The sequence below is a fragment of the Streptomyces sp. NPDC060209 genome (genome assembly GCF_042728155.1).
GTDB lineage: Bacteria > Actinomycetota > Actinomycetes > Streptomycetales > Streptomycetaceae > Streptomyces.
The window spans coordinates 1-19,478 of record NZ_JBHWZS010000154.1; the positions used below are offsets into that span (position 1 = coordinate 1).

A 19,478-nucleotide genomic window follows, 5' to 3' on the forward strand; every position below is an offset into this window, starting at 1 on the left:
CTTCTTGAAGTGCCGCACGGGCGGTTTCGTCTGTCGCAGGGCGCGACAAGGGGGTCAGCGTCGTGTCGGCGTGGAGGCACCGGACGACCTGCCGACGACCGGTTCGTCCGTGCCCGCGTCCTGCTCGCGCGGCGCCTCGTCCTTCCGCGGGCCCGCCGCCGCGGACTCGCGTGCCGCCGCCCTCTCGCGCGCGGTGCGCAGAGGTGACTGGGTCCATTCGGCGAACCACCAGACGCCGGCCACCACACACGACCACAGGAGCCCGCCCAGCACCGCGCCCGGCCACGGTGCCCGCTCCGCCCATCGCTCCACGGCGGTCAGTACCACCCAACCGCTGAGCAGCACGGTCAGAACTCGTACACGCCTATATCTGAACATCTCGGCCCGCTACCCGGTCGACGCGGGATTACGCAGCGTGACCCCGAAAGAATTCTCCGCCGGTGCACCGGAGCCGAGGCCGCCGGTGCACCGGAGGCCTCGGCGAAGAGGGGCGCCCTCTGTCTCTTCCCGTGGAACGGGGGTTGTCGACAGCGACGGCAGCGGGTGGGATGAACCCATGAAGAAAGCGCTTTCACCGCTCTCCGCCGAACCCCTGGCACCCTTCGACCACCTCGATCACCGCTACCGCGGCGAGAACCCGGTCCGCACGCTCGGCCATCTCTTCCGTCCCGACCGAGGCCGGCTGGCCCTCGCGGTCGCCATCTTCGTCGTGAAGCACAGCCCCATCTGGCTGCTGCCGCTGATCACCGCCACCGTCCTCGACGTGGTCATCCAGCACGGTCCCGAATCGGGGATCTGGAAGTCGAGCGGCGTCCTGCTGTTCATCCTGGTGATCAACTACCCGCTCCACCAGTGGTACGTACGCTGCCTCGCCGGGAGTATCCGGCGCATGGGCACCACTCTGCGCTCGGCCCTCTGCCGCCGGATGCAGCAACTGTCCATCGGCTATCACTCGCGGGTGAGTTCGAGCGTGTTGCAGGCCAAGGTGGTACGCGACGTCGAAGCCGTGGAACAGATGGTCCAGCAGAGTTCCGACATGGGTCTCGGCGCGGTCGTCACGCTGATCGGCGGGCTCGTCGTCATCGGCGTGCGCGTGCCCGAGTTCCTGCCCGTCTTCCTCGTCGTGGTCCCCGCCTCCGGCTTTCTCGTGATGAAACTGCGTGGGCGGCTGCGTAGTCACAACGAGTCCTTCCGCCGCGAGGTCGAGCAACTCTCCTCCCGTGTAGGCGAGATGACCACTCTCATCCCCATCACCCGCGCCCACGGCCTGGAACGGACCGCGCTCGGCCGGGTCGACGGGTCGCTGCGCCAGGTTTTCGCGGCCGGGATGCGTCTGGACATGATCAACGGCCGCTTCGGGTCGCTGGCCTGGGTCATCCTCAACACGCTCGGCGTCCTGTGCCTCACCGGCTCCGCCCTGGTGGCGTACCACGGGTGGATGGCCATCACCCCTGGTGACGTGGTGATGCTCAGCTCGTTCTTCACCGTGCTGACCGGCTCCGTGACGACCTTGCTGGGCCTGGCCCCCATCCTCACCAAGGGCCTGGAATCGGTGCGTTCGGCGGGTGAGGTACTGCAGGCACCCGACCTGGAGAACAACGCCGGCAAGGCCCGCGTCGAGAATGTCGTCGGCCGCATCGACTTCGAGGACGTCGGATTCGCCTACGAGGAGGGGGCGCCGGCGGTCGACGGGTTCACCCTCTCCGCACGGCCGGGGGAGACCATCGCATTCGTCGGAGCCTCAGGCGCGGGCAAGTCCACAGTGCTCAACCTGATCATCGGGTTCATCAGGCCCACTTCGGGCCGCATCCTCCTCGACGGAACCGACATGGCCGGGCTCGATCTCCGGACCTACCGGCGCTTCCTGTCGGTGGTGCCCCAGGAATCGATCCTCTTCGAGGGCAGCATCCGCGACAACGTCACCTACGGCATGGGTGACACGGAGGAGGAGACGCTGATGCGGGCCCTCCGGGACGCCAACGCGCTGGAATTCGTGAACGGCCTGCCGCGCGGCCTGGACACCGTCATCGGGGAGCACGGCGCACAGTTGTCGGGCGGTCAGAAGCAGCGTCTCGCCATCGCCAGGGCGCTGATCCGTGATCCGAGGGTGCTGGTGCTCGACGAGGCCACCTCCGCGCTCGACAACCGTTCCGAGGCCCTCGTGCAGGAAGCTCTCACGCGACTCGTACGCGGCCGGACCGTCTTCGTCGTCGCCCACCGGCTCTCCACGATCCAGGGGGCCGACCGCATCGTCGCCATGGAGGGCGGCCGGATCGCCGAGGTGGGAACACACGAGGAACTGTTGAGCACGGATGGTGTGTACGCGGGACTGCAGCCGGCCCAACCGAGGTGACGCGGACGGGGCCGCTTCCGTGGCCCCTGCTGAAGGGGACGCCCCGGGAGGGGCGCCCCGAAGCGGCGGGAACGCGGGATGGAGAGCGACGCCCGGCCCCCGCAAGACCGTCCCCGGCCGGCGCCACCGGCCGGGGACAAGCAGGACGAGAGGTTCTCCGGGCGCCGTCAACGACTTCTCCCCACGCGTGAGGACGGCGGATCGGAACAGATATCCCACGTCCGCTCCGCTGACTGCGTGAATGTCAGAACAGGCCGAGGAGGCGGCGGCTGTTGTCGATGTAGGTCTCCTTGCTCACCTCGACGCGCTTGCTCTTGTCGATGCGGGTGCTGGCATCGACGTCGGAACTCTTGCCGCAGCGGTTGTTGTTCGCCGACTGCAGGGTGCCGTTGGAAGCGTGTCCGCCTTCGCCGCCGTCACCGCCCCAAGTGGTGGGGGCCGGCTGGACGTTCGCGTCCTGCCCGGCGACAGGGTTGACATCGATCAGCCGATCGATGATCGAGGCTCCGCCGGACGCGTCGACGAGGGAGAGGTTCACCGGGTTGTTGCACTGGATGGAGAAGGGGGTGGCGTCCCCGGGCTGGGCGGAGGCGGTGCCGACGCCGAGGGCTGCGGCGCCCAGGGCGAACAGGGTGACCATAGTTGCGCGGCCAATGAGCTTCACGAACATTCCTTCCGAGTCGGCGTCGTCATCGACGCCTGTGCGGATGGAACTGGCCGGTTCCGGCAATGGTTTCGGGCCAGGTACCCGTCTTCACCCGGGTGCCGCACAGCGTCCACCGACCGGCCCGCAGAGCTCACAACGCAACCTCGGTCGCGGGGTTGCGGCCTCGCCTTCCGTCGATCCGGCCACGGCGACCGCGGACGCGGACGGCGTTCAGCGCGGCGACACCCAGTCGGGTGTCCATGTCCCGGCGGCGTCGTGGCCGGTCGCTGTGGCGGCGAGGTGGGCGCGGAGGGTGGCCAGCGCCGGGTGGGGGTTGTCGCGGTGCCATAGGAGCGAGTGCGGGTAGACGGGTGTCGGGTCGGTCACCGGGATGCGGCGCAGGCCGTGGCCGGCGGGCCAGACGAGGCGGGTGTGCTCGCCCATGAAGGTCGCCAGGGCCGGGGTGTCGGCGATGGTGTCGAGGAGTGCGTCCGAGCCGAAGTTGGGGCCGGTCGCCTCGATGGTGAGGCCGAACTCGGCGACCAGGTCGTCGTAGTAGGCGGCCCACTCGGTACCGGGGACGATGCCGGGCATCCAGATCCGGTGCCCGGCGAGCTGGGCGACGCTCACCGACCGGGCACCCGCCAGCGCGTGGGCGGGGCCGGTGAGGAGCTGGAGCGGCTCGTCGAGCACCCGGACGGACTCGATGTCCTCGGGAAGGGGCCGACCACGCACGGCGACGGCCCGGAAGGACGCGTCGATGGCACCGGACCGGATGGCGGTGACGGCCGTCTCGATGTCGAACAGCATCATCACGTCGAGCTCGATGTCGGGGTGTGCGCGGTGGAAGCCGCGCATCAGGCCCGACTGCGCGCTGCGCGACGCGATCACGTCGACACGCAGCGGACGGCGGCCGGTGCGCACGGACGCGACCGCGCGCTCGGCGACGCGCAGCAGCTCGCGCGCGTGGGGCAGGAACGCCTGCCCGTCGATGGTGAGCTCGGCTCCGCGCGCGGTCCGGGTGAACAGCCGCACGCCGAGGTTGCGCTCCAGCGTGGCGATGCGCTTGGAGACGGCCTGCTGGGTGACCGCCAGGTCGGCGGCGGCCTCCTGGAACTGCCCCGCGTCGGCGGCGGCGATGAAGGTCCGGACGGTGTCGAGGTCCATGACGACACCCTATGAGTACAACCATTGGTTGTGCATGGGTGGCGCTTCAGTTGTTTGATCCCTGTCTGTGCTGCCGGTTTGATGTTTTCGATCGCGGATCGGTTGTGCGGGTGGGTGGCGAGGGGCGGCAGGCATGAGGAGCGGACACCGGCTCGGGCGGCGGTTCGGGTGGCTCTGGGGGGCGTACGGAACCAGCGCCCTCGGCACATGGCTCGCCTTCGGTGCCTTCCCGCTGATCGCCATCCAGGTGCTGCACGCCGGACCGGCCGAGGTCGCAGCGCTCTCCTCCGTGGGGGCCGCGGTGGGCGCGGTCGTCGCTGTGCCGCTCGGCCCGTGGGTGGAGTTCCGCCGCAAGCGGGCGGTGCTGATCGCGATGGACCTGGTGCGGTTCGCGGCGCTGCTGACGATCCCCGCCGCATTCGCGCTCGGCGCGCTCTCCTTCCTTCAGCTCCTGCTGGTCTCGGTCGTCGTCGCGGCGGCCGACATCACCTTCCGCGCCGCCTCCGGCGCCTATCTGAAGGGGCTGCTGCTGCCGGCGGAGGACCTGCTCGTCGCCAACGCCCGGTTCGAGTCCACGGCCTGGACGACCACGATCATCGGGCCGCCGCTGGGAGGCGCGGCGATCGGGCTCCTCGGTCCGGTGGTGACGGTGGTGGCCGACGCGGTCAGCTACCTGCTCTCGGCCCTGGGCATCCGCGCGACGGGTGGGCACGAGCCGCGGCCCGAGCGCCGGGAGGCCGCGCGCATGCGGGCCGGGGATCTGCTCGACGGCTGGCGGTACATCCTCGCCGACGCGACGCTGCGGCCGCTCTTCTTCAACACCGCCTTGTTCAACGGCCTGGTGATGGCCGCCCAGCCGCTGCTGGCCGTCCTGATGCTCGGCCGACTCGGGTTCACACCGTGGCAGTACGGCCTCGCCTTCGCCGCGCCCTCCGTCGGCGGGCTGCTCGGTTCGCTGCTGGCCCGGCCGCTCGTCACCCGGTTCGGGCAGCGCCAGGTCCTGGTCGTGGCCGGGACGCTGCGCGCGATCTGGCCCGTCGGCCTGGTCTTCCTGGGGCCGGGCACCGGAGGGCTGCTGCTGGTGATGGGCGTCGAGCTCGGACTCATCTTCTGCTGCGGGGTCTTCAACCCCGTCTACGCCACCTACCGCCTCCAGCGCACCGCGACCGACCGGGTCGCCCGCACGCTGTCCGCCTGGGCGGTGACGACCAAGGCCTCGGCCGCACTCCTGACGGCCGGCTGGGGCGTGCTGGGCGGACTGTTCGGTCTGCGTACGGCCATCGGCCTGGCCGGCGTGCTCGTGCTGGCCACCCCGCTGCTGCTCCTCCGTCGCACCGCAGCACATCTGTCCGAGCAGCCGGAGCCGGCACCGAGCAGCACCTGACGGGCCGCCACGGCCGTCACCGCCGCGTCGGCCCGTACTGCTCCAGGCGCAGCCCAAGAGGTGGGCATGCCGTCCGTAGGGCCGGGCGAGGTACGGCCTTCAGCGGAGCCGGGCCTCCGGGCGGGGCCTTGCCGTGGAGCCTCGCCAGAGCACTCGTGTCACGGGGGCGACCGGCTCCGTCATCTCGGCGCCCCGCAGTACGGAGATCAGCCGGTTCATGGCCCGCCGCCCAAGGGCCTCGAAGTCGATGTCCACGGTCGTCAGCGTGGGCGGCAGCCATGCCCCCACCGGGTTGTTGTCCCAGCCCGTGACGCTCAGGTCCTCCGGCACCCGCCACCCGCGCTCGGCCGCACCGCTGACCACCCCGGCGGCGAGCACGTCGTTGGCGGCGATCACCGCGGTGACCTCCGTGCCGGACGGCAGGCCCAGGACGGCTTGCCGCGCCGACTCCGGGGACCAGCTTGCGGCCGCGACGCCGGCTGAACGCAGGCCGAGACGGCCGATCGTCTCCAGATACACCTGCTCGCGGCTGCGTGCCGTCGCGTAGGCGCGGTCACCGGCCACGTGCAGGAAGCAGCGGTGACCGTCCTGGGCGAGCTTCTCGATGAGCTCGGCGACAGGTGACCCGTCCGCCATCTCTCCCAGCGCGCGCATCTCGTTGTCGTAGTCGGCGGCCACCACGACGGGTACCGCAGGAGCGGTGGTTCCGGCCAGGTCGGGCAGCAGCGGCGTGAGGGACACCAGCCCCTCGAACTGGCCCGAGTCCGCCAATTCGTTGACACGCTCCGTACGTGGGCCCGCCGAACGGTCCAGTGTCACCACCTCGAGGTGGTATCCGGATGCGTGCGCGGCCGTCGACGCGCCGGTGAGCATGGGCAGCGAGCTGGCGGCCGAGCCGGCCGGAAGGAGCACGGCCAGACGTCCGGTCCGGTGGGTGCGCATGGCCCGGGCGGTGAGGTTCGGACGGTAGCCGAGCTGCTCGATGGCCGTGCTGATCCGCTCGCGGGTACCGCTCTTCATCCCGGCACCCTCGAACTGGATGTACCGCGACACGGTCTGATGGGAGACACCCGCGACCCGTGCGACCTCGCGAATCGTCGGGCGCCTGCCGCCCTCGGCTCCTGTGGGCACAGCCCGACCCCTTTCACCCCGAAGCCAGGACAAGCCGAGCTTTTGTGATCGTTCACGATCCTAGCCCACGGCGGGATCCGGCAGAGGTGCGGCGGGCGGGCCTTGCTGCGCGCCGTCCCGATTCCGATAAATGGGCCCAACCTCTTGACGGGTCATTAGTGAACGATCACCATCGTGGTGAACGTTCACTAAACGGATCAGCTCTTCAGTCACCAGCGCTCAGTCGCAGCACGAGAGGAAACCGTGAACGACCCTGTCCCGAGCCCCCAGGAGCCGCTCGCCGGCGCAGCGCCCGTGCGTCGTCACCTCGTCATCGGTACCGGCGCCATCGCACACGCCCATGCCTCCGCGGTCGCCGCCCACCAGGGGCGAGCGGCCGTCGTGTCAGCCGTCGACATCGATGCCCGCCGCGCCGAGGACTTCGCGGCCGGGCACGGGATCCCGCACTGGAGCACCGACCTCGCCCAGGCGCTCCGGAAGCGGCCGGACCTGGCCCACATCTGCACCCCGCCGGGCTCCCACGTGCCCTTGGCCCTTCAGTGCATCGAAGCCGGAGTGCCTGTCCTGCTCGAGAAGCCGCCGGCCCTCAGCCTCGCCGAACTCGACGAACTCCTGGAAGCGTCCGAACGCAACGGTGTGGATGTCGCCGTCGTCTTCCAGCACCGTTTCGGCGCGACCGGCCTGAGGCTGCGTCAACTCCTTCGCGAGGGCGCCCTCGGGCGCCCACTCGTCGCCGTCTGCGACACCATGTGGTACCGGCCGCCTGAGTACTTCGCCGTGCCGTGGCGCGGCAAGTGGGACGTCGAAGGCGGGGGCCCGACCATGGGCCACGGCATCCACCAGTTCGACCTCCTGCTCGCACTCCTGGGCGACTGGACCGAGGTGAGTGCCATGGCGGCGCGCCTCGCCCGGGAGACCGCCACCGAGGACGTCTCCACAGCGTTGGTGCGATTCGGCAACGGGGCACTGGCGACGCTCGTCAACTCGCTGCTGTCGCCGCGTGAGACCTCGGTCCTGCGGATCGACACGGAGCGGGCGACCGTGGAGGTCGAGCACCTCTACGGCTATTCCAGGGACGACTGGACGATCACACCCGCCCCCGGGCAGGAATCCGTGACCGACTCCCTGGCGACCGTCGCCACCGACGGGCAGAGCTGCCACGCGGACCAGGTGGGAGCAGTTCTCGACGCCATGGACAGCGGTGGGCCGCTGCCGGTTCCGCTGCGCGAGGCGCGCGACACGATGGAGCTGGTCGCGGCGATGTACGCATCGGCGTTCACCGGCAAGACCGTACGCAAGGGCGAGATCGTCCCGGGTCATCCCTTCTACACCCGCATGGACGGCACCGGAGCCCCCTGGGCCGAAGACCTCTCGCTGGAAGGCGCATCGCTGTGACCCGTACCGACATCGCAGTGCCCCGTACCGACACCTCCACCGCACGCGGCACCGGACTGCGGGCCCTCCACGAGGTCGACCGGGCGGTGACCGTCACCCACGACGGCACACCCCTGCTCACCTATGTCTACGCACCGGACGACGTCCAACTGGAGTCACCCCGACCGTACTTCCACCCCGTACGCACGCTCGGAGGCGATGTCGTCACGGCGTTCCGGCCGTGGGACCACGTCTGGCACAAGGGAATCACCTGGTCCCTGCCGAACGTCGGGGATCACAACTTCTGGGGCGGCCCGACCTACGTCCACGGCAGCGACTACGTCCAGCTGGCGAACAACGGCTCCATGGACCACGAAAGGTGCACCGGCCTGTCCGTCACCGCGGATTCGGTGAACCTGGGGCACCACCTCACATGGCGCGCCCAGCCCCGGCCGGGGCAGGAGCGGGGGAGCGACGTCATCACCGAGGAGCGCCGCTGGTCCGTGCTCGTCCCCCAGGCGGAGGACGCGTGGGTGCTCACCTTCTCCTCCGCCATGACCAACGTCGGCGACGAACAGCTCGACATCGGCTCGCCCACGACGAAGGGCCGCGAGAACGCGGGCTACGGCGGCCTGTTCTGGCGGGGCCCGCGCTCGTTCACCGGAGGCGCGATCCTGGCTCCGGGTGTCGCCGGCGGCGAGGAGGTGCGCGGCACCCGCGCGGAATGGATGGGCTTCAGCGGCCGGCACGACGACCGGGGCGGTGCCTCCACCGTCGTCATGGTGGACGACACCGCGAACCCGCAGCATCCCCCGCAGTGGTTCATGCGGACCGAGATGTTCGGCTGCGCCAACCCGGCACCGTTCTTCAGCGAGGAAGTGCCGTTCAGCCCCGGGCAGACTCTCACCTTCCGCTACGCCGTCGTGATCGCCGACGGTGCCGGCGACCCCGAACGGGCGGAGCTGCTCGCCGAGCTCGGCCGCGACGCGCTGTCGCGGGCGAACAAGGGGGAGCTGTGAGCGCCCGCCCGCCTTTTCCCGGAGGAACCTCGGTCAGCAGGCTCACGGTCTACGACTGGCCGGCAGCCGACGGCGCAGGTCTGGTGGGCAGCGGAACGCCGCATCTGCACACCACCTCTTCGGAGGGCTATGTGGTCATCGGCGGTGAGGGGGCCGTGCAGACGCTCAGCCAGGACGGTTACGCCGAGCACCGGTTGATCCCCGGGAAGGTCGTGTGGTTCACGCCCGGGGTGGTCCACCGGCTGGTCAACGACGGAGACCTGGAAGTCCTCGTGGTGATGTCGAACGCGGGCCTGCCCGAGGCGGGGGACGCCGTGCTGACGTTCCCCCGCGAAGTGCTCACGGATCCGGAGCGGTACCGGGAGGCCTCGGCGCTCCCCGCCCAGTCACCCGCGGGTCCCGACGATCCCCATGTGGCCGACGCGGCCCGCCGCCGACGCGACCTCGCCCTCAGCGGGTACGCGGAACTCCGCGCTCGCGTGGACACCGAAGGTGGTGCGGGGCTGGCGGACCTCTACGCGGCCGCCGGGCGCCTGGTCGCCGGGCGGGTGCCCGAGTGGCGGGCGATCGTCCGGGCGGGTGTGGAGCGGAGCACGGCCGAGACGGTCTCCGCGCTCGCATCCCTCGCCTCCGGCGGAGCCGGCCACCTTGCCGGCGCCACCGTTGTGGAACAGGCCGCCCGGCCCGGACCCGCGCGGTACGGCATGTGTGGCCGCCTGCAGACCTGGCAGCTCTGACCGGGCCCCGCCGGTGAGCCGGAACGGCGAGTGGGTGTCCAGGACATCGGTGGACGTCCACTCACCGTCCGGCCACCGGCGCGGAGCGCTCCGGCCGGTGCCCGGCGGGCTTGCCCGTACTGCTCCGGACCGCGAGCCGGGGGGCGATCTCCTTGTACTCCGCGGGTGGTCCGCCCTCGATCTCCTGGACGAGCGCCTGCACGGCTGTCCTGCCGATAGCGGCGAAGTCCTGGTGGACGGTCGTCAGAGGGGGGATGAAATTTCTGGCCTCGGGCATGTCGTCGAATCCGGCCACGCTCACGTCCTGGGGGATGCGCCGGTGCGCCTCCGTCAGAGCGCGCAGTACACCCAGTGCCATCTGGTCGTTCGCGGCGAAGACGGCTGTCAGCTCCGGTTCGGTGGCGAGCCTCTGCCCGGCGGCGTAGCCGGAGTCGGAATACCAGTCGCCGTGGATCGGCTCGGGCACGGGCCGGCCGTGGGCGAGCAAGGTCTCACGCCAGCCCCGCAGACGCAGGTCGGCGGAGTAGGAGTCCCGGGGGCCGGCGACGTGCCAGACGGTCTCGTGGCCGAGCTCCAGGAGGTGTTCGGTCGCCATGCGTGCGCCCGTGAACTGGTCGGTGTCCACCACGGCGGAGCGATCGGCCGCCCGGGAGTCCACGACGACGACGGGAATGCCCCGGCGGAGCTGCGCCTCGGCCGTGCCGATCAGGTGGGACTCGATGAGCACGATGACTCCGTCGACGGCCTGCTCGCCCAGACGGTCGAGGGCGATGCTCACATCGGCGTGGGTGGGGTGCGTCAACGGCAGCAGAGTGATCGTGTAGCGCCGTTCGGTGGCCGCGGCGGCGACGGCCTCCAGGGTCCGCAGATTCCCGTAGGAGGTAAGGGTGAAGACGATGACCCCGATGCTGCGGAACTGACCCGATCTCAGGGCGCGGGCCGCGCTGTTGGGGCGGTAACCCAGCTCGCTCATGGCGGCCAGCACGCGTTCCCGGGTCGCCGCACCCACGTTGTCGCGGCCGTTGGCGACGCGGGAAACCGTCTGGCCCGAGACGCCGGCCCGCCGCGCCACGTCGTCGATGGACGCGTCGCGCCGTCGCTGCCGCGCCTGCCCGGATTCTGCTCGCACGCCGTCCATCGCTTCCTCCGGGCACCGCCCACCGAGTGGTATGTGATCCCCGCCAGGGTATGCGAGCGGACGCCCCCGAACCGGGGCGTGACGAAGTCCGCCCGTCACCCGACGAGTTCACCGGAGCAGATGCTGCCCGGAGTGGGATCCTCGTCGTCCTGCGCATTCCTGCTGCACGGATGTTGACGTCAACATACGGGGGTGCCTAGGCTCCTTCCGAAGCGGGATCCGGTCGGCCGGGAAAATTCCGGAGCGTCTCCCGCAGAGCCGCAACAAGCCTTTCGCGGAAGGCCTTTGTTCTTCGATGTCCGAAGCGTCCGATCTGTGCGCGCGGGGCGGGATCCTTTCGGGCGCGTGGGACCGCGAGTACGTGAAGAACATCCGTGGCCGATCAATGGAAGTGACGTCGTGGGACCCATGGCGGACTCTATTGAAACGTTACAACCCTTATGGCGTCGGAATGCCCCTTTCGCGTACGTCGTGTCCATCCCCGGTGCCCGCCGGGCCGGTCGAAGGTGTCACCGGTCGTCCGGAGCGCGCCGGAATCCTCCGGTGATTCCTGTTCAGAAGTGATCCGGTTCTACAGTCAGGGGAAGTGCCCCATGGATTCATCACTCGCTCGGATCGAGCCGTGTCGAGAGCTGACGGTGCTCGGGGATACAGCGTCCCCATGGTGGTCGTCACGTTCCGGGGTGGGGCGCGATGAGTCTCGCTGAACTGCGCCGGATCTCCTCCGATCGAAAGCGCCCGCTGAGCAAGGACGAGAAGAAGGCCGGCCGGCGTGACGACAAGGCCGCCGCCGTGTTCCTGCTGCCGTGGCTGATCGGCGTGGTGGGGCTGACGGGCGGACCGATGCTGGTCTCGCTCTATCTGGCGTTCACCGACTACAACCTGCTCCAGAGTGCCGATTTCACCGGCTTCGAAAACATCACGCGCATGCTCGACGATGCCCGGCTGCACAATTCGCTGGCCGTCACCTTCACCTACGTCGCGGTCAGCGTGCCTCTCCAGCTGGCCGTCGCGCTCGGTCTCGCCCTGCTGCTCGACCGGGGCATGCGGGGACTGTCCTTCTACCGTTCGGCGCTCTACCTCCCGTCCCTGCTGGGCGGGAGCGTGGCGATCGCCGTGCTGTGGAGGGTGGTCTTCGGCGAGGACGGTCTCTTCAACGACTTCCTCGGCCTCTTCGGTGTCGTCGGACGAAGCTGGATATCGGATCCGGACACCTCGCTGGGGACCATCATCCTCCTGCACGTCTGGACGTTCGGATCACCCATGGTGATCTTCCTGGCCGGGCTGAGGCAGATTCCCCGGCAGTACTACGAGGCGGCCTCGACGGACGGTGCGAGCACCTGGCGGCAGTTCCGGTCGATCACCCTGCCGCTGCTCACCCCCATGGTGTTCTTCAATCTCGTGCTCGGGATCATCAATGCCTTCCAGTCCTTCACCCAGGCATTCGTGGTCTCCGGAGGAACAGGTGGCCCCGCCGACTCGACCCTCTTCTACACCCTTTACCTCTATCAGGAGGGTTTCGGGTCCTTCCGCATGGGCTACGCGTCCGCACTCGCCTGGCTGCTGCTGATCATCATCGGCGCTTTCACCGCGATCAACTTCTGGGCCTCGAAGTATTGGGTGTTCTATGACGACTGAGAATCCGACCGCGCGCCTCACTTCCTCACGGGCGGACAGTGCCCCGGTACGACGCAAACGAAGCCTTCCGATACGCCGGGGCCTCCGGCACGTACTCCTTGTCACGATGGTGGTGATCGCGCTCTATCCCGTGCTGTGGATGGTCGTCAGTTCGCTACGGCCGGACGGCAGCATATTCACCGACTCGGGTATCTTCCTGGACACCTTCGCCACCGAGAACTACACCAACGGCTGGAACGCCCTCTCGCAGCCGTTCAGTACGTATCTGGTGAATTCGGGGATCGTGGTGCTCGGCGCGATCATCGGGAATCTCGTCACCTGCTCCATGGCGGCGTATGCCTTCGCGCGGCTCTCCTTCCGGTACAAGAAGACCGCTTTCTCCATCATGCTCGTGACGATCATGCTGCCGATCCATGTGGTCATCGTCCCGCAGTACGTGATCTACGCCCAACTGGGCTGGATCAACAGCTTCCTCCCGCTCATCATCCCGAAATTCCTCGCCACCGACGGATTCTTCATCTTCCTCATGGTGCAGTTCATCCGCGGTCTGCCGCGAGAGCTGGACGAGGCGGCGCGCATCGACGGTGCCGGCCACGCGCGTACGTTCCTCCAGATCATCCTGCCGCTGATGACCCCGGCCCTCGCGACGACGGCGATCTTCACGTTCATCTGGACGTGGGGTGACTTCTTCACCCAGCTGATCTTCGTCACCGACCCCGACCTCTACACCGTGCCGGTGGCCCTGCGGGCGTTCATCGACGCACAGTCCGAATCCTCCTACGGCTCGCTTTTCGCGATGAGCGCCGTATCGATCGTCCCGGTCCTGCTCGCGTTCACCTTCGGCCAGCGCTACCTCATCCGAGGGATAGCGACGACCGGCGGCAAATGAGCCCGCGCTGCACCTCGGCACAGATGGGAATGCTCATGTTTCACAAGCGAGCGGTCCGCAAGGCCAGTTGCCTGATCACGGCGGCTCTCCTGTCCGCCGCAGCTCTCACGGGATGTGCCGTGGGTGACGGTCCAGGGGCGGACCGGCTCAGCAAGGAGCCGGTCTCGATCCGCCTGACCTGGTGGGGCGGTGACAAGCGGCAGCAGCTGACCCAGCAAGCCGTAGAGCTGTTCGAGAAGAAGCATCCGAACATCGACGTCGAGCTGGAATTCTCCGACTGGACCGGCTACTGGGACCGGCTGGCGACGATGTCCGCCGGCGGCAACTCACCCGACGTGATGCAGATGGACCAGCTCTACCTCGCCTCGTACGCCGACCGAGGGGCCCTGCTCGACCTGGAGAGGTCCAAGTACTTCAAGAAGGCCTCCTTCGATCCCGGCATCCTGAAAACCGGCAGGTCAGGCGGCACGCTCTACGCGGCACCGCATTCCGTGACCACCGCGGGGGTGCTGGTCAACACCACGATCCTGGACCGGCTGGGCCTCGAACTGCCCGACACCACCTCCTGGACATGGGACCAGTTCTCCGCGTTCTCCCGGAAGGTCTCCGAGAAGTCGGGCGGGAAGGTCTCCGGAAGCTACCCGATGGGTGGCCTGGCCGCCCTCGAGCTGTATGCCCGCCAGCACGGCGAGGCGATATTCGGCGAGGACGGCAGCGTCGCGGTCGATCCGAAGACGGTGGAAGGCCTCTGGGCCGAGGGTGCGGCGTTGATGAAGGCGGACAGGTCGATCAGCCCCTCGGCCGTGGCCGACGCCTCGGCCCTTCCTCTGGAGCAGTCCCCGCTGGCCACAGGCAAGGTCGCGATGAGCGTGGCGTACTCGAGTCAGCTGCCCGCCTACGCCGCGGCGAGCGGAGGCGACAAGTTCGCCGTCGTCAACCTCCCGTCGGATCAGGCCGAGCCCTTCCAGTTCATCAAGCCGGGCATGTACTGGTCGATCTCCTCCCAGTCCCAGCACCCCGCCGAATCGGCCCTGCTGATCAACTTCCTCGTCGGCGATCCCGACGCGGCCAAGATCCTCGGGGTCGAGCGTGGCATCCCGGCGGTGCAGACGGTCCGCCAAGGGGTCGCACCGGACCTGGCCGAGGACGACCGGACCGTACTCACCTACCTGGAATGGCTGGAGGACGGCCGTGTCGCCGGCTCGCCCGCCGTCATCCCCAACGGCGCCAGCAACGTCGAACAGACCTTGGCCCGCTACAACCAGGAAGTCGTCTTCGGCCGGATGGGCGCGCACGAGGCCGCCACCGGATTCGTCGACGAGATGACCGACATGGTCGAGTCCGCCCGCTGAGCGGATCCCTTCCCGCACGACAGCGACCGCTGCCCGCCAGCACACCACCCGGGACCGGAACAGGCCCCCGGGTGCCCGCAAGAGGATGGAACAGAATGACGACCGAACGCCCCTGGCCGCTGCGTACCGACGGGATCGTCTACGGTGGTGACTACAACCCCGAGCAGTGGTCACTGGACGTCCAGCTGGAAGACGTGGAACTGATGAAGGAGGCCGGCGTCGGCCTCGTCAGCGTCGCCATCTTCTCCTGGGCGCAACTGGAGCCACGCGAAGGCCGGTTCGACTTCGGCTGGCTGGACGCGGCGCTCGACCGGCTGCACGCCGCCGGCATAGGAGTCGCCCTGGCCACCGCCACCGCGTCGCCGCCGCCGTGGCTCACGCGCAAGCACCCGGAGATCCTGCCGGAACTCGCCGACGGCACCGTCCTCCACCAGGGCAGCAGGCAGTCCTACGCGGTCTCCTCGCCGGTCTTCCGTGACTACGCCCTGCGCATGACCCGCCGGATGGCCGAGCGCTACGGTGACCATCCCGCGCTGGCGGTGTGGCACGTCGACAACGAACTCGGCTGCCATGTGCCCCACGACTACTCGGACGCCGCCGCCGAGGCCTTCCGCGGCTGGCTCCGGAGCCGCTACGGCACGATCGAGTCCCTCAACACCGCCTGGGGCACGGCCTTCTGGGCCCAGCGGTACGACTCCTTCGAAGAGATCCTGCCGCCGAGATCCGCCCCCACGTTCGTCAACCCGACGCAGCAGCTCGACTTCGCGCGCTTCTCCTCCGACGAGCAACTCGTCCACTACCGGGCCCTTCGCGATGTACTGCGCGAAGTCACCCCCGACGTACCGACGACGACGAACTTCATGATGACCACCGCCAACAAGTGGGTGGACTACTTCTCCTGGTCCGACGACATGGACGTGGTGGCCAACGACCACTACCTCGTCTCCCGCGATCCCGAGGCCCATATCGGCCTCGCCTTCAGCGCCGACCTCAGCCGGGGTGTCGCGGGAGGGGCACCGTGGATGCTGATGGAGCACTCGACGTCGGCGGTCAACTGGCAGCCCCGGAACGGCGCCAAACGCGCCGGGGAGATGCTGCGCAACTCGCTCGCCCACGTGGCACGGGGCGCCGACGCCGTGATGTTCTTCCAGTGGCGGCAGTCCGCCGCAGGGGCCGAGAAGTACCACTCCGCCATGCTCCCGCACGTCGGACGGGACTCCGATGTGTGGCGCAACACCGTGGAGCTGGGCCGGCGTCTCCGGTCACTGGCACCGGTCCGGGGGAGCCGCGTCACGGCGGACACCGCTCTCGTCTTCGACTACCCATCCTGGTGGGGCTCCGAGATGGAGGGTCATCCCACGCAGGCCCTCAGCTACCTGGACGAGGTGATGCGCTGGTACCGCGCCCTGTGGCGGCGTGGCGTCACCGTCGACATCGTGTCTCCCGGGGCGGACCTGACCGGCTACCGGGCCCTGATCGTCCCCACCCTGTACACCGTCGACGACCAGGACGCGGCGCGCATCGCGGGCGCCGCGCGCGCGGGCGCCAGTGTCCTCATCACCTTCTTCAGCGGCATCGTGGACGAGAACGACCACGTGCGGCTCGGCGGCTACCCCGGCGCCTTCCGCGACCTGCTCGGCGTGCGCTCCGAGGAGTTCCATCCGCTCCAGGACGACGAAGTGCTCACCCTGGACGACGGCACACGGGCAGACCTGTGGAGCGAGAAAACCCACCTCGAGGGCGCGAACGCGGTACGGACCTGGGCCGACGGTCCTCTCGCCGGACTTCCCGCCGTCACCCGCAACAGCGTCGGCCGCGGAAACGCCTGGTACGTCGCGACCCGCCCCGACGACGACGGAGTGGCAGGCGTCGTCGAGGCCCTCCTGGCCGAGGCGGACGTGGCCCCGGCAGTCGCCGGCCTGCCGCACGGCGTCGAGGCCGTACGCCGGCACAGCGACGACGGCACCAGCTTCCTCTTCCTCATCAACCACACGACCCAAGACGTCGCAGTGCCGGCCGCAGGCCATGAGCTCCTGCGCGGCCAGGACGTATCGGCGCTGCTCACCGTGCCCGCGCTGGAGACCGCCGTCGTCCACGAGCGCTGACGCGACCCCATGGGCCCGGACGCCGCTCCTGGAAGACATCGACGACATCGACGACATCGACGACGTCCCGGCCGCGGGGCCGCCCGTCCGAGCACGGCCTCCACTTCGACCGGCCCCGCACCCGATCGCAGGACAGAGAGCCACACGACCGGAAGAGAGCTGTGATGACAAGTACCCGCCCCACCCGCCGGAGAGCCGCCGCCCTGCTCGCCTCACTCATCGCCGGGTCGCTCCTGCTCGGTACGGGCCCCGTGACCGCGCAGGCCCGGTCCGCCGGTCATGACAAGGGCACGACACGGGCCGTGCAGTTGGAACACCTCGACCGCGGGCTGGTCGCCGTGCGCAGCGACGAGGGTGTGTTCCTCAGCTGGCGGCTGCTCGGGCAGGAAGTCACCGGCGCCACGCAGACAGGGATGAGCGGTGCCGATTTCCGTGTCTACCGTGACGGCCGGCGTCTGGCCACCGTGACGGACAGCACCAACTACGTTGACACCGACCCGACCGGGAACGCGAGCTACCGTGTCGTCGCCGTCGTGGACGGACGCGAGGGCCGCAGGAGCGAACCCGTCACCCCGCAGTCGAAGGACTACTACGACCTGCCCCTGCGCAAGCCGGCCGACGGCGTCACGCCGGCGGGCCAGACGTACACCTACAGCGCCAACGACATGAGTGTCGGGGACGTCGACGGCGACGGGGCCTACGAGTACGTCGTCAAGTGGTACCCCTCCAACGCCAAGGACGTCTCCCAGGTCGGCTACACCGGGAACACCTACATCGACACCTACGAACTCGACGGCACCCTGCTCAACCGCGTCGACCTCGGCCCGAACATCCGGGCGGGCGCGCACTACACACAGTTCCTCGTCTACGACTTCGACGGCGACGGGCGCTCCGAGATGATGCTCAAGACCGCTCCGGGCACCAGCGTCACCCGCTACGGCGCCGACGGTGAACCGGTGTCCCGGCGCTACATCACGATGCCCCGGAAGGACAGGGCCGCCGGATACACGCACGAGGACAACTACCAGCTCAGCGCCCCCGGCTTCCGCGACCACCTGGTCAAGGTGTTCATGGGCTGGAGCACGCATCCCGAGGTCGAGGCCGGCACCTGGCCGGCCACCATCGAGAAGGCCCTCGGCATCACCGGCCGTGACGCCTACCCCTATCCCCTCAGCCGTGCGCACGCCGAGGACCTGGTCGACTACTTCATCGACGTGTACGCGCCCTCCCGTTCGGCCAACAACAAGCTTCGCGCGTTCGAGGGCTTCATCCTCGACGGTCCCGAGTACCTGACCGTCTTCGCGGGCGCGAGCGGCAAGGAACTGGAGACGATCCGCTACCCGTTCGGCCGCGTCGACGACGGGCTGATGTGGGGGGACTACGCGGGCAAACGCATCGAGCCCGGCAACCGCGTCGACCGCTTCCTCGCCGGGGTCGCCTATCTCGACGGCACCCACCCCTCGGCCGTCTTCGCCCGCGGCTACTACACCCGCGCGACCCTGGCCGCCTACCGCTGGGACGGCAAGCATCTGCGCGTGGAGTGGAAGGCGGACAGCGGCTTCACGACCATGAACAACCCGTTCGACAACACCGCGAAGAGCGAGGAGGGGCGCAACCCCGCCTACGCGTCGCTCACCGGCCAGGGCTTCCATTCCCTGAGCGCCGCGGACGTGGACGGCGACGGCCGGCAGGAGATCGTCTACGGCTCGGCCACGCTCGACGACGACGGCAGCCTCCTCTACAGCTCCACCGGAACGCTCCCGGAGGGCAGTTCGGCCCCGGGGAAGACGGCGCGGCTGGGGCACGGCGACGCCATGCACGTCGCCGACATCGACCCCCGGCGCCCGGGAACGGAGATCTTCGCCGTCCACGAGGCCGGCACCTCCGCCCCGTACGGCTACACCATGCGTGACGCCGCCACCGGCGAGGTCCTCTTCGGCGGGTACACCGGTGTCGACACCGGACGCGGCATGATCGGCGACATCGATCCCTCCCGCCCCGGACTCGAAGTCTGGTCCAACGCCGTCGAGGGTTCGGGCGGTGACCCCGTCGGGCTCTTCAGCGCGCAGGGCGAGCCCCTCGGCAAGGAGACCCCCGGAACCAACCAGAGCATCCGCTGGGCCGGCGACCTGACCACACAGATCGTCCACGGAGCGACCACCACCACCTACCAGACACCCGAGGTGCGGGACTGGCGGCGTGGCACCCTGCTCACCGCCCAGGGCACGACGACGAACAACTACACCAAGGGGAACCCGTCCCTGGTCGCCGACATCTTCGGAGACTGGCGCGAGGAGCTCCTGCTGCCGACCACGGACAGTTCCGCGATGCGCATCTACGTCAGCACGGAGCTCACGCACCACAAGCTGTACACCCTGATGCACGACCCGCAGTACCGGGCGGAGGTGGCCCGGCAGCAGACCGTCTACAACCAGCCCGCTTACCCGAGCTTCTACCTCGCCTCGGACACCGACTTCTCCCAGGTGCCGATCCCGAACCTTCACTGAGATCACCCGTACGTACGAAGGAGCGGGGAGCCCCGGAC

Annotated in this window: 15 protein-coding genes; 10 read left to right on the plus strand and 5 right to left on the minus strand. The window is 69.2% G+C overall.

Annotated elements, in window-relative coordinates; all coding sequences use genetic code 11:
• Window positions 1-54 precede the first annotated feature (54 nt).
• Window positions 55-345: a hypothetical protein gene (locus ACFWFI_RS25840; protein ID WP_387394507.1), complete on the minus strand. Its 291-nt coding sequence runs from the start codon at window positions 343-345 to the stop codon at window positions 55-57.
• Window positions 346-556: 211 nt separating this feature from the next.
• Between ACFWFI_RS25840 and ACFWFI_RS25845 the strand changes: the two genes are divergently transcribed.
• On the plus strand, window positions 557-2,353 hold the full coding sequence (locus ACFWFI_RS25845) for an ABC transporter ATP-binding protein (RefSeq protein WP_387394509.1): 1,797 nt from the start codon (window positions 557-559) through the stop codon (window positions 2,351-2,353).
• Window positions 2,354-2,597: 244 nt separating this feature from the next.
• Here the strand turns inward: ACFWFI_RS25845 and ACFWFI_RS25850 are convergent, their stop codons facing one another.
• Both ACFWFI_RS25850 and ACFWFI_RS25855 read right to left on the minus strand, forming a co-directional pair.
• Window positions 2,598-3,017 (minus strand): hypothetical protein, encoded by a 420-nt coding sequence (locus ACFWFI_RS25850; RefSeq protein WP_387394511.1) that lies wholly within the window; start codon window positions 3,015-3,017, stop codon window positions 2,598-2,600.
• A gap of 213 nt (window positions 3,018-3,230) precedes the next feature.
• The gene (locus ACFWFI_RS25855) at window positions 3,231-4,166 is read right to left on the minus strand and encodes a LysR family transcriptional regulator (protein ID WP_387394513.1); all 936 of its coding nucleotides are present in this window, start codon (window positions 4,164-4,166) and stop codon (window positions 3,231-3,233) included.
• A gap of 133 nt (window positions 4,167-4,299) precedes the next feature.
• Between ACFWFI_RS25855 and ACFWFI_RS25860 the strand changes: the two genes are divergently transcribed.
• Window positions 4,300-5,550: an MFS transporter gene (locus tag ACFWFI_RS25860; protein ID WP_387394515.1), complete on the plus strand. Its 1,251-nt coding sequence runs from the start codon at window positions 4,300-4,302 to the stop codon at window positions 5,548-5,550.
• A 99-nt stretch (window positions 5,551-5,649) separates the two neighbouring features.
• Here the strand turns inward: ACFWFI_RS25860 and ACFWFI_RS25865 are convergent, their stop codons facing one another.
• A complete protein-coding gene (locus ACFWFI_RS25865; protein WP_387394517.1) occupies window positions 5,650-6,681 on the minus strand; it encodes a LacI family DNA-binding transcriptional regulator in 1,032 nt (343 codons plus the stop codon).
• Window positions 6,682-6,924: 243 nt separating this feature from the next.
• Between ACFWFI_RS25865 and ACFWFI_RS25870 the strand changes: the two genes are divergently transcribed.
• The 3 genes from ACFWFI_RS25870 to ACFWFI_RS25880 are packed head-to-tail and all read left to right on the plus strand — an operon-like array spanning window position 6,925 to window position 9,811.
• Window positions 6,925-8,076 carry a Gfo/Idh/MocA family protein gene (locus ACFWFI_RS25870; RefSeq protein WP_387394519.1) on the plus strand — a complete coding sequence of 384 codons (1,152 nt, stop codon included), beginning with the start codon at window positions 6,925-6,927 and terminating at the stop codon, window positions 8,074-8,076.
• On the plus strand, window positions 8,073-9,074 hold the full coding sequence (locus ACFWFI_RS25875) for a DUF6807 domain-containing protein (protein ID WP_387394521.1): 1,002 nt from the start codon (window positions 8,073-8,075) through the stop codon (window positions 9,072-9,074). The genes ACFWFI_RS25870 and ACFWFI_RS25875 overlap by 4 nt, the downstream gene beginning before the upstream one ends.
• Window positions 9,071-9,811: a cupin domain-containing protein gene (locus tag ACFWFI_RS25880; protein ID WP_387394523.1), complete on the plus strand. Its 741-nt coding sequence runs from the start codon at window positions 9,071-9,073 to the stop codon at window positions 9,809-9,811. Before ACFWFI_RS25875 ends, ACFWFI_RS25880 begins: the two co-directional genes overlap by 4 nt.
• A gap of 61 nt (window positions 9,812-9,872) precedes the next feature.
• On the opposite strand, the gene ACFWFI_RS25885 is transcribed toward ACFWFI_RS25880, so the two are convergent.
• On the minus strand, window positions 9,873-10,949 hold the full coding sequence (locus ACFWFI_RS25885; RefSeq protein WP_387394525.1) for a LacI family DNA-binding transcriptional regulator: 1,077 nt from the start codon (window positions 10,947-10,949) through the stop codon (window positions 9,873-9,875).
• Window positions 10,950-11,642: 693 nt separating this feature from the next.
• On the opposite strand from ACFWFI_RS25885, the gene ACFWFI_RS25890 reads away from it, so the two are divergent.
• The 5 genes from ACFWFI_RS25890 (at window position 11,643) to ACFWFI_RS25910 (ending at window position 19,440) form a co-directional block, all read left to right on the plus strand.
• Window positions 11,643-12,587 carry a carbohydrate ABC transporter permease gene (locus tag ACFWFI_RS25890; RefSeq protein WP_387394527.1) on the plus strand — a complete coding sequence of 315 codons (945 nt, stop codon included), beginning with the start codon at window positions 11,643-11,645 and terminating at the stop codon, window positions 12,585-12,587.
• Window positions 12,588-12,693: 106 nt separating this feature from the next.
• On the plus strand, window positions 12,694-13,476 hold the full coding sequence (locus ACFWFI_RS25895) for a carbohydrate ABC transporter permease (protein WP_387394528.1): 783 nt from the start codon (window positions 12,694-12,696) through the stop codon (window positions 13,474-13,476).
• Window positions 13,477-13,511: 35 nt separating this feature from the next.
• Entirely contained in the window at window positions 13,512-14,828 is a 1,317-nt protein-coding gene (locus ACFWFI_RS25900) for an ABC transporter substrate-binding protein (RefSeq protein WP_387394530.1), read from the plus strand.
• 95 nt (window positions 14,829-14,923) lie between these two features.
• Window positions 14,924-16,933, plus strand: a complete 2,010-nt coding sequence (locus ACFWFI_RS25905; RefSeq protein WP_387394532.1) for a beta-galactosidase — start codon at window positions 14,924-14,926, stop codon at window positions 16,931-16,933.
• A gap of 164 nt (window positions 16,934-17,097) precedes the next feature.
• Window positions 17,098-19,440: a rhamnogalacturonan lyase gene (locus ACFWFI_RS25910; RefSeq protein ID WP_387394534.1), complete on the plus strand. Its 2,343-nt coding sequence runs from the start codon at window positions 17,098-17,100 to the stop codon at window positions 19,438-19,440.
• The last annotated feature ends 38 nt before the right edge of the window (window positions 19,441-19,478 follow it).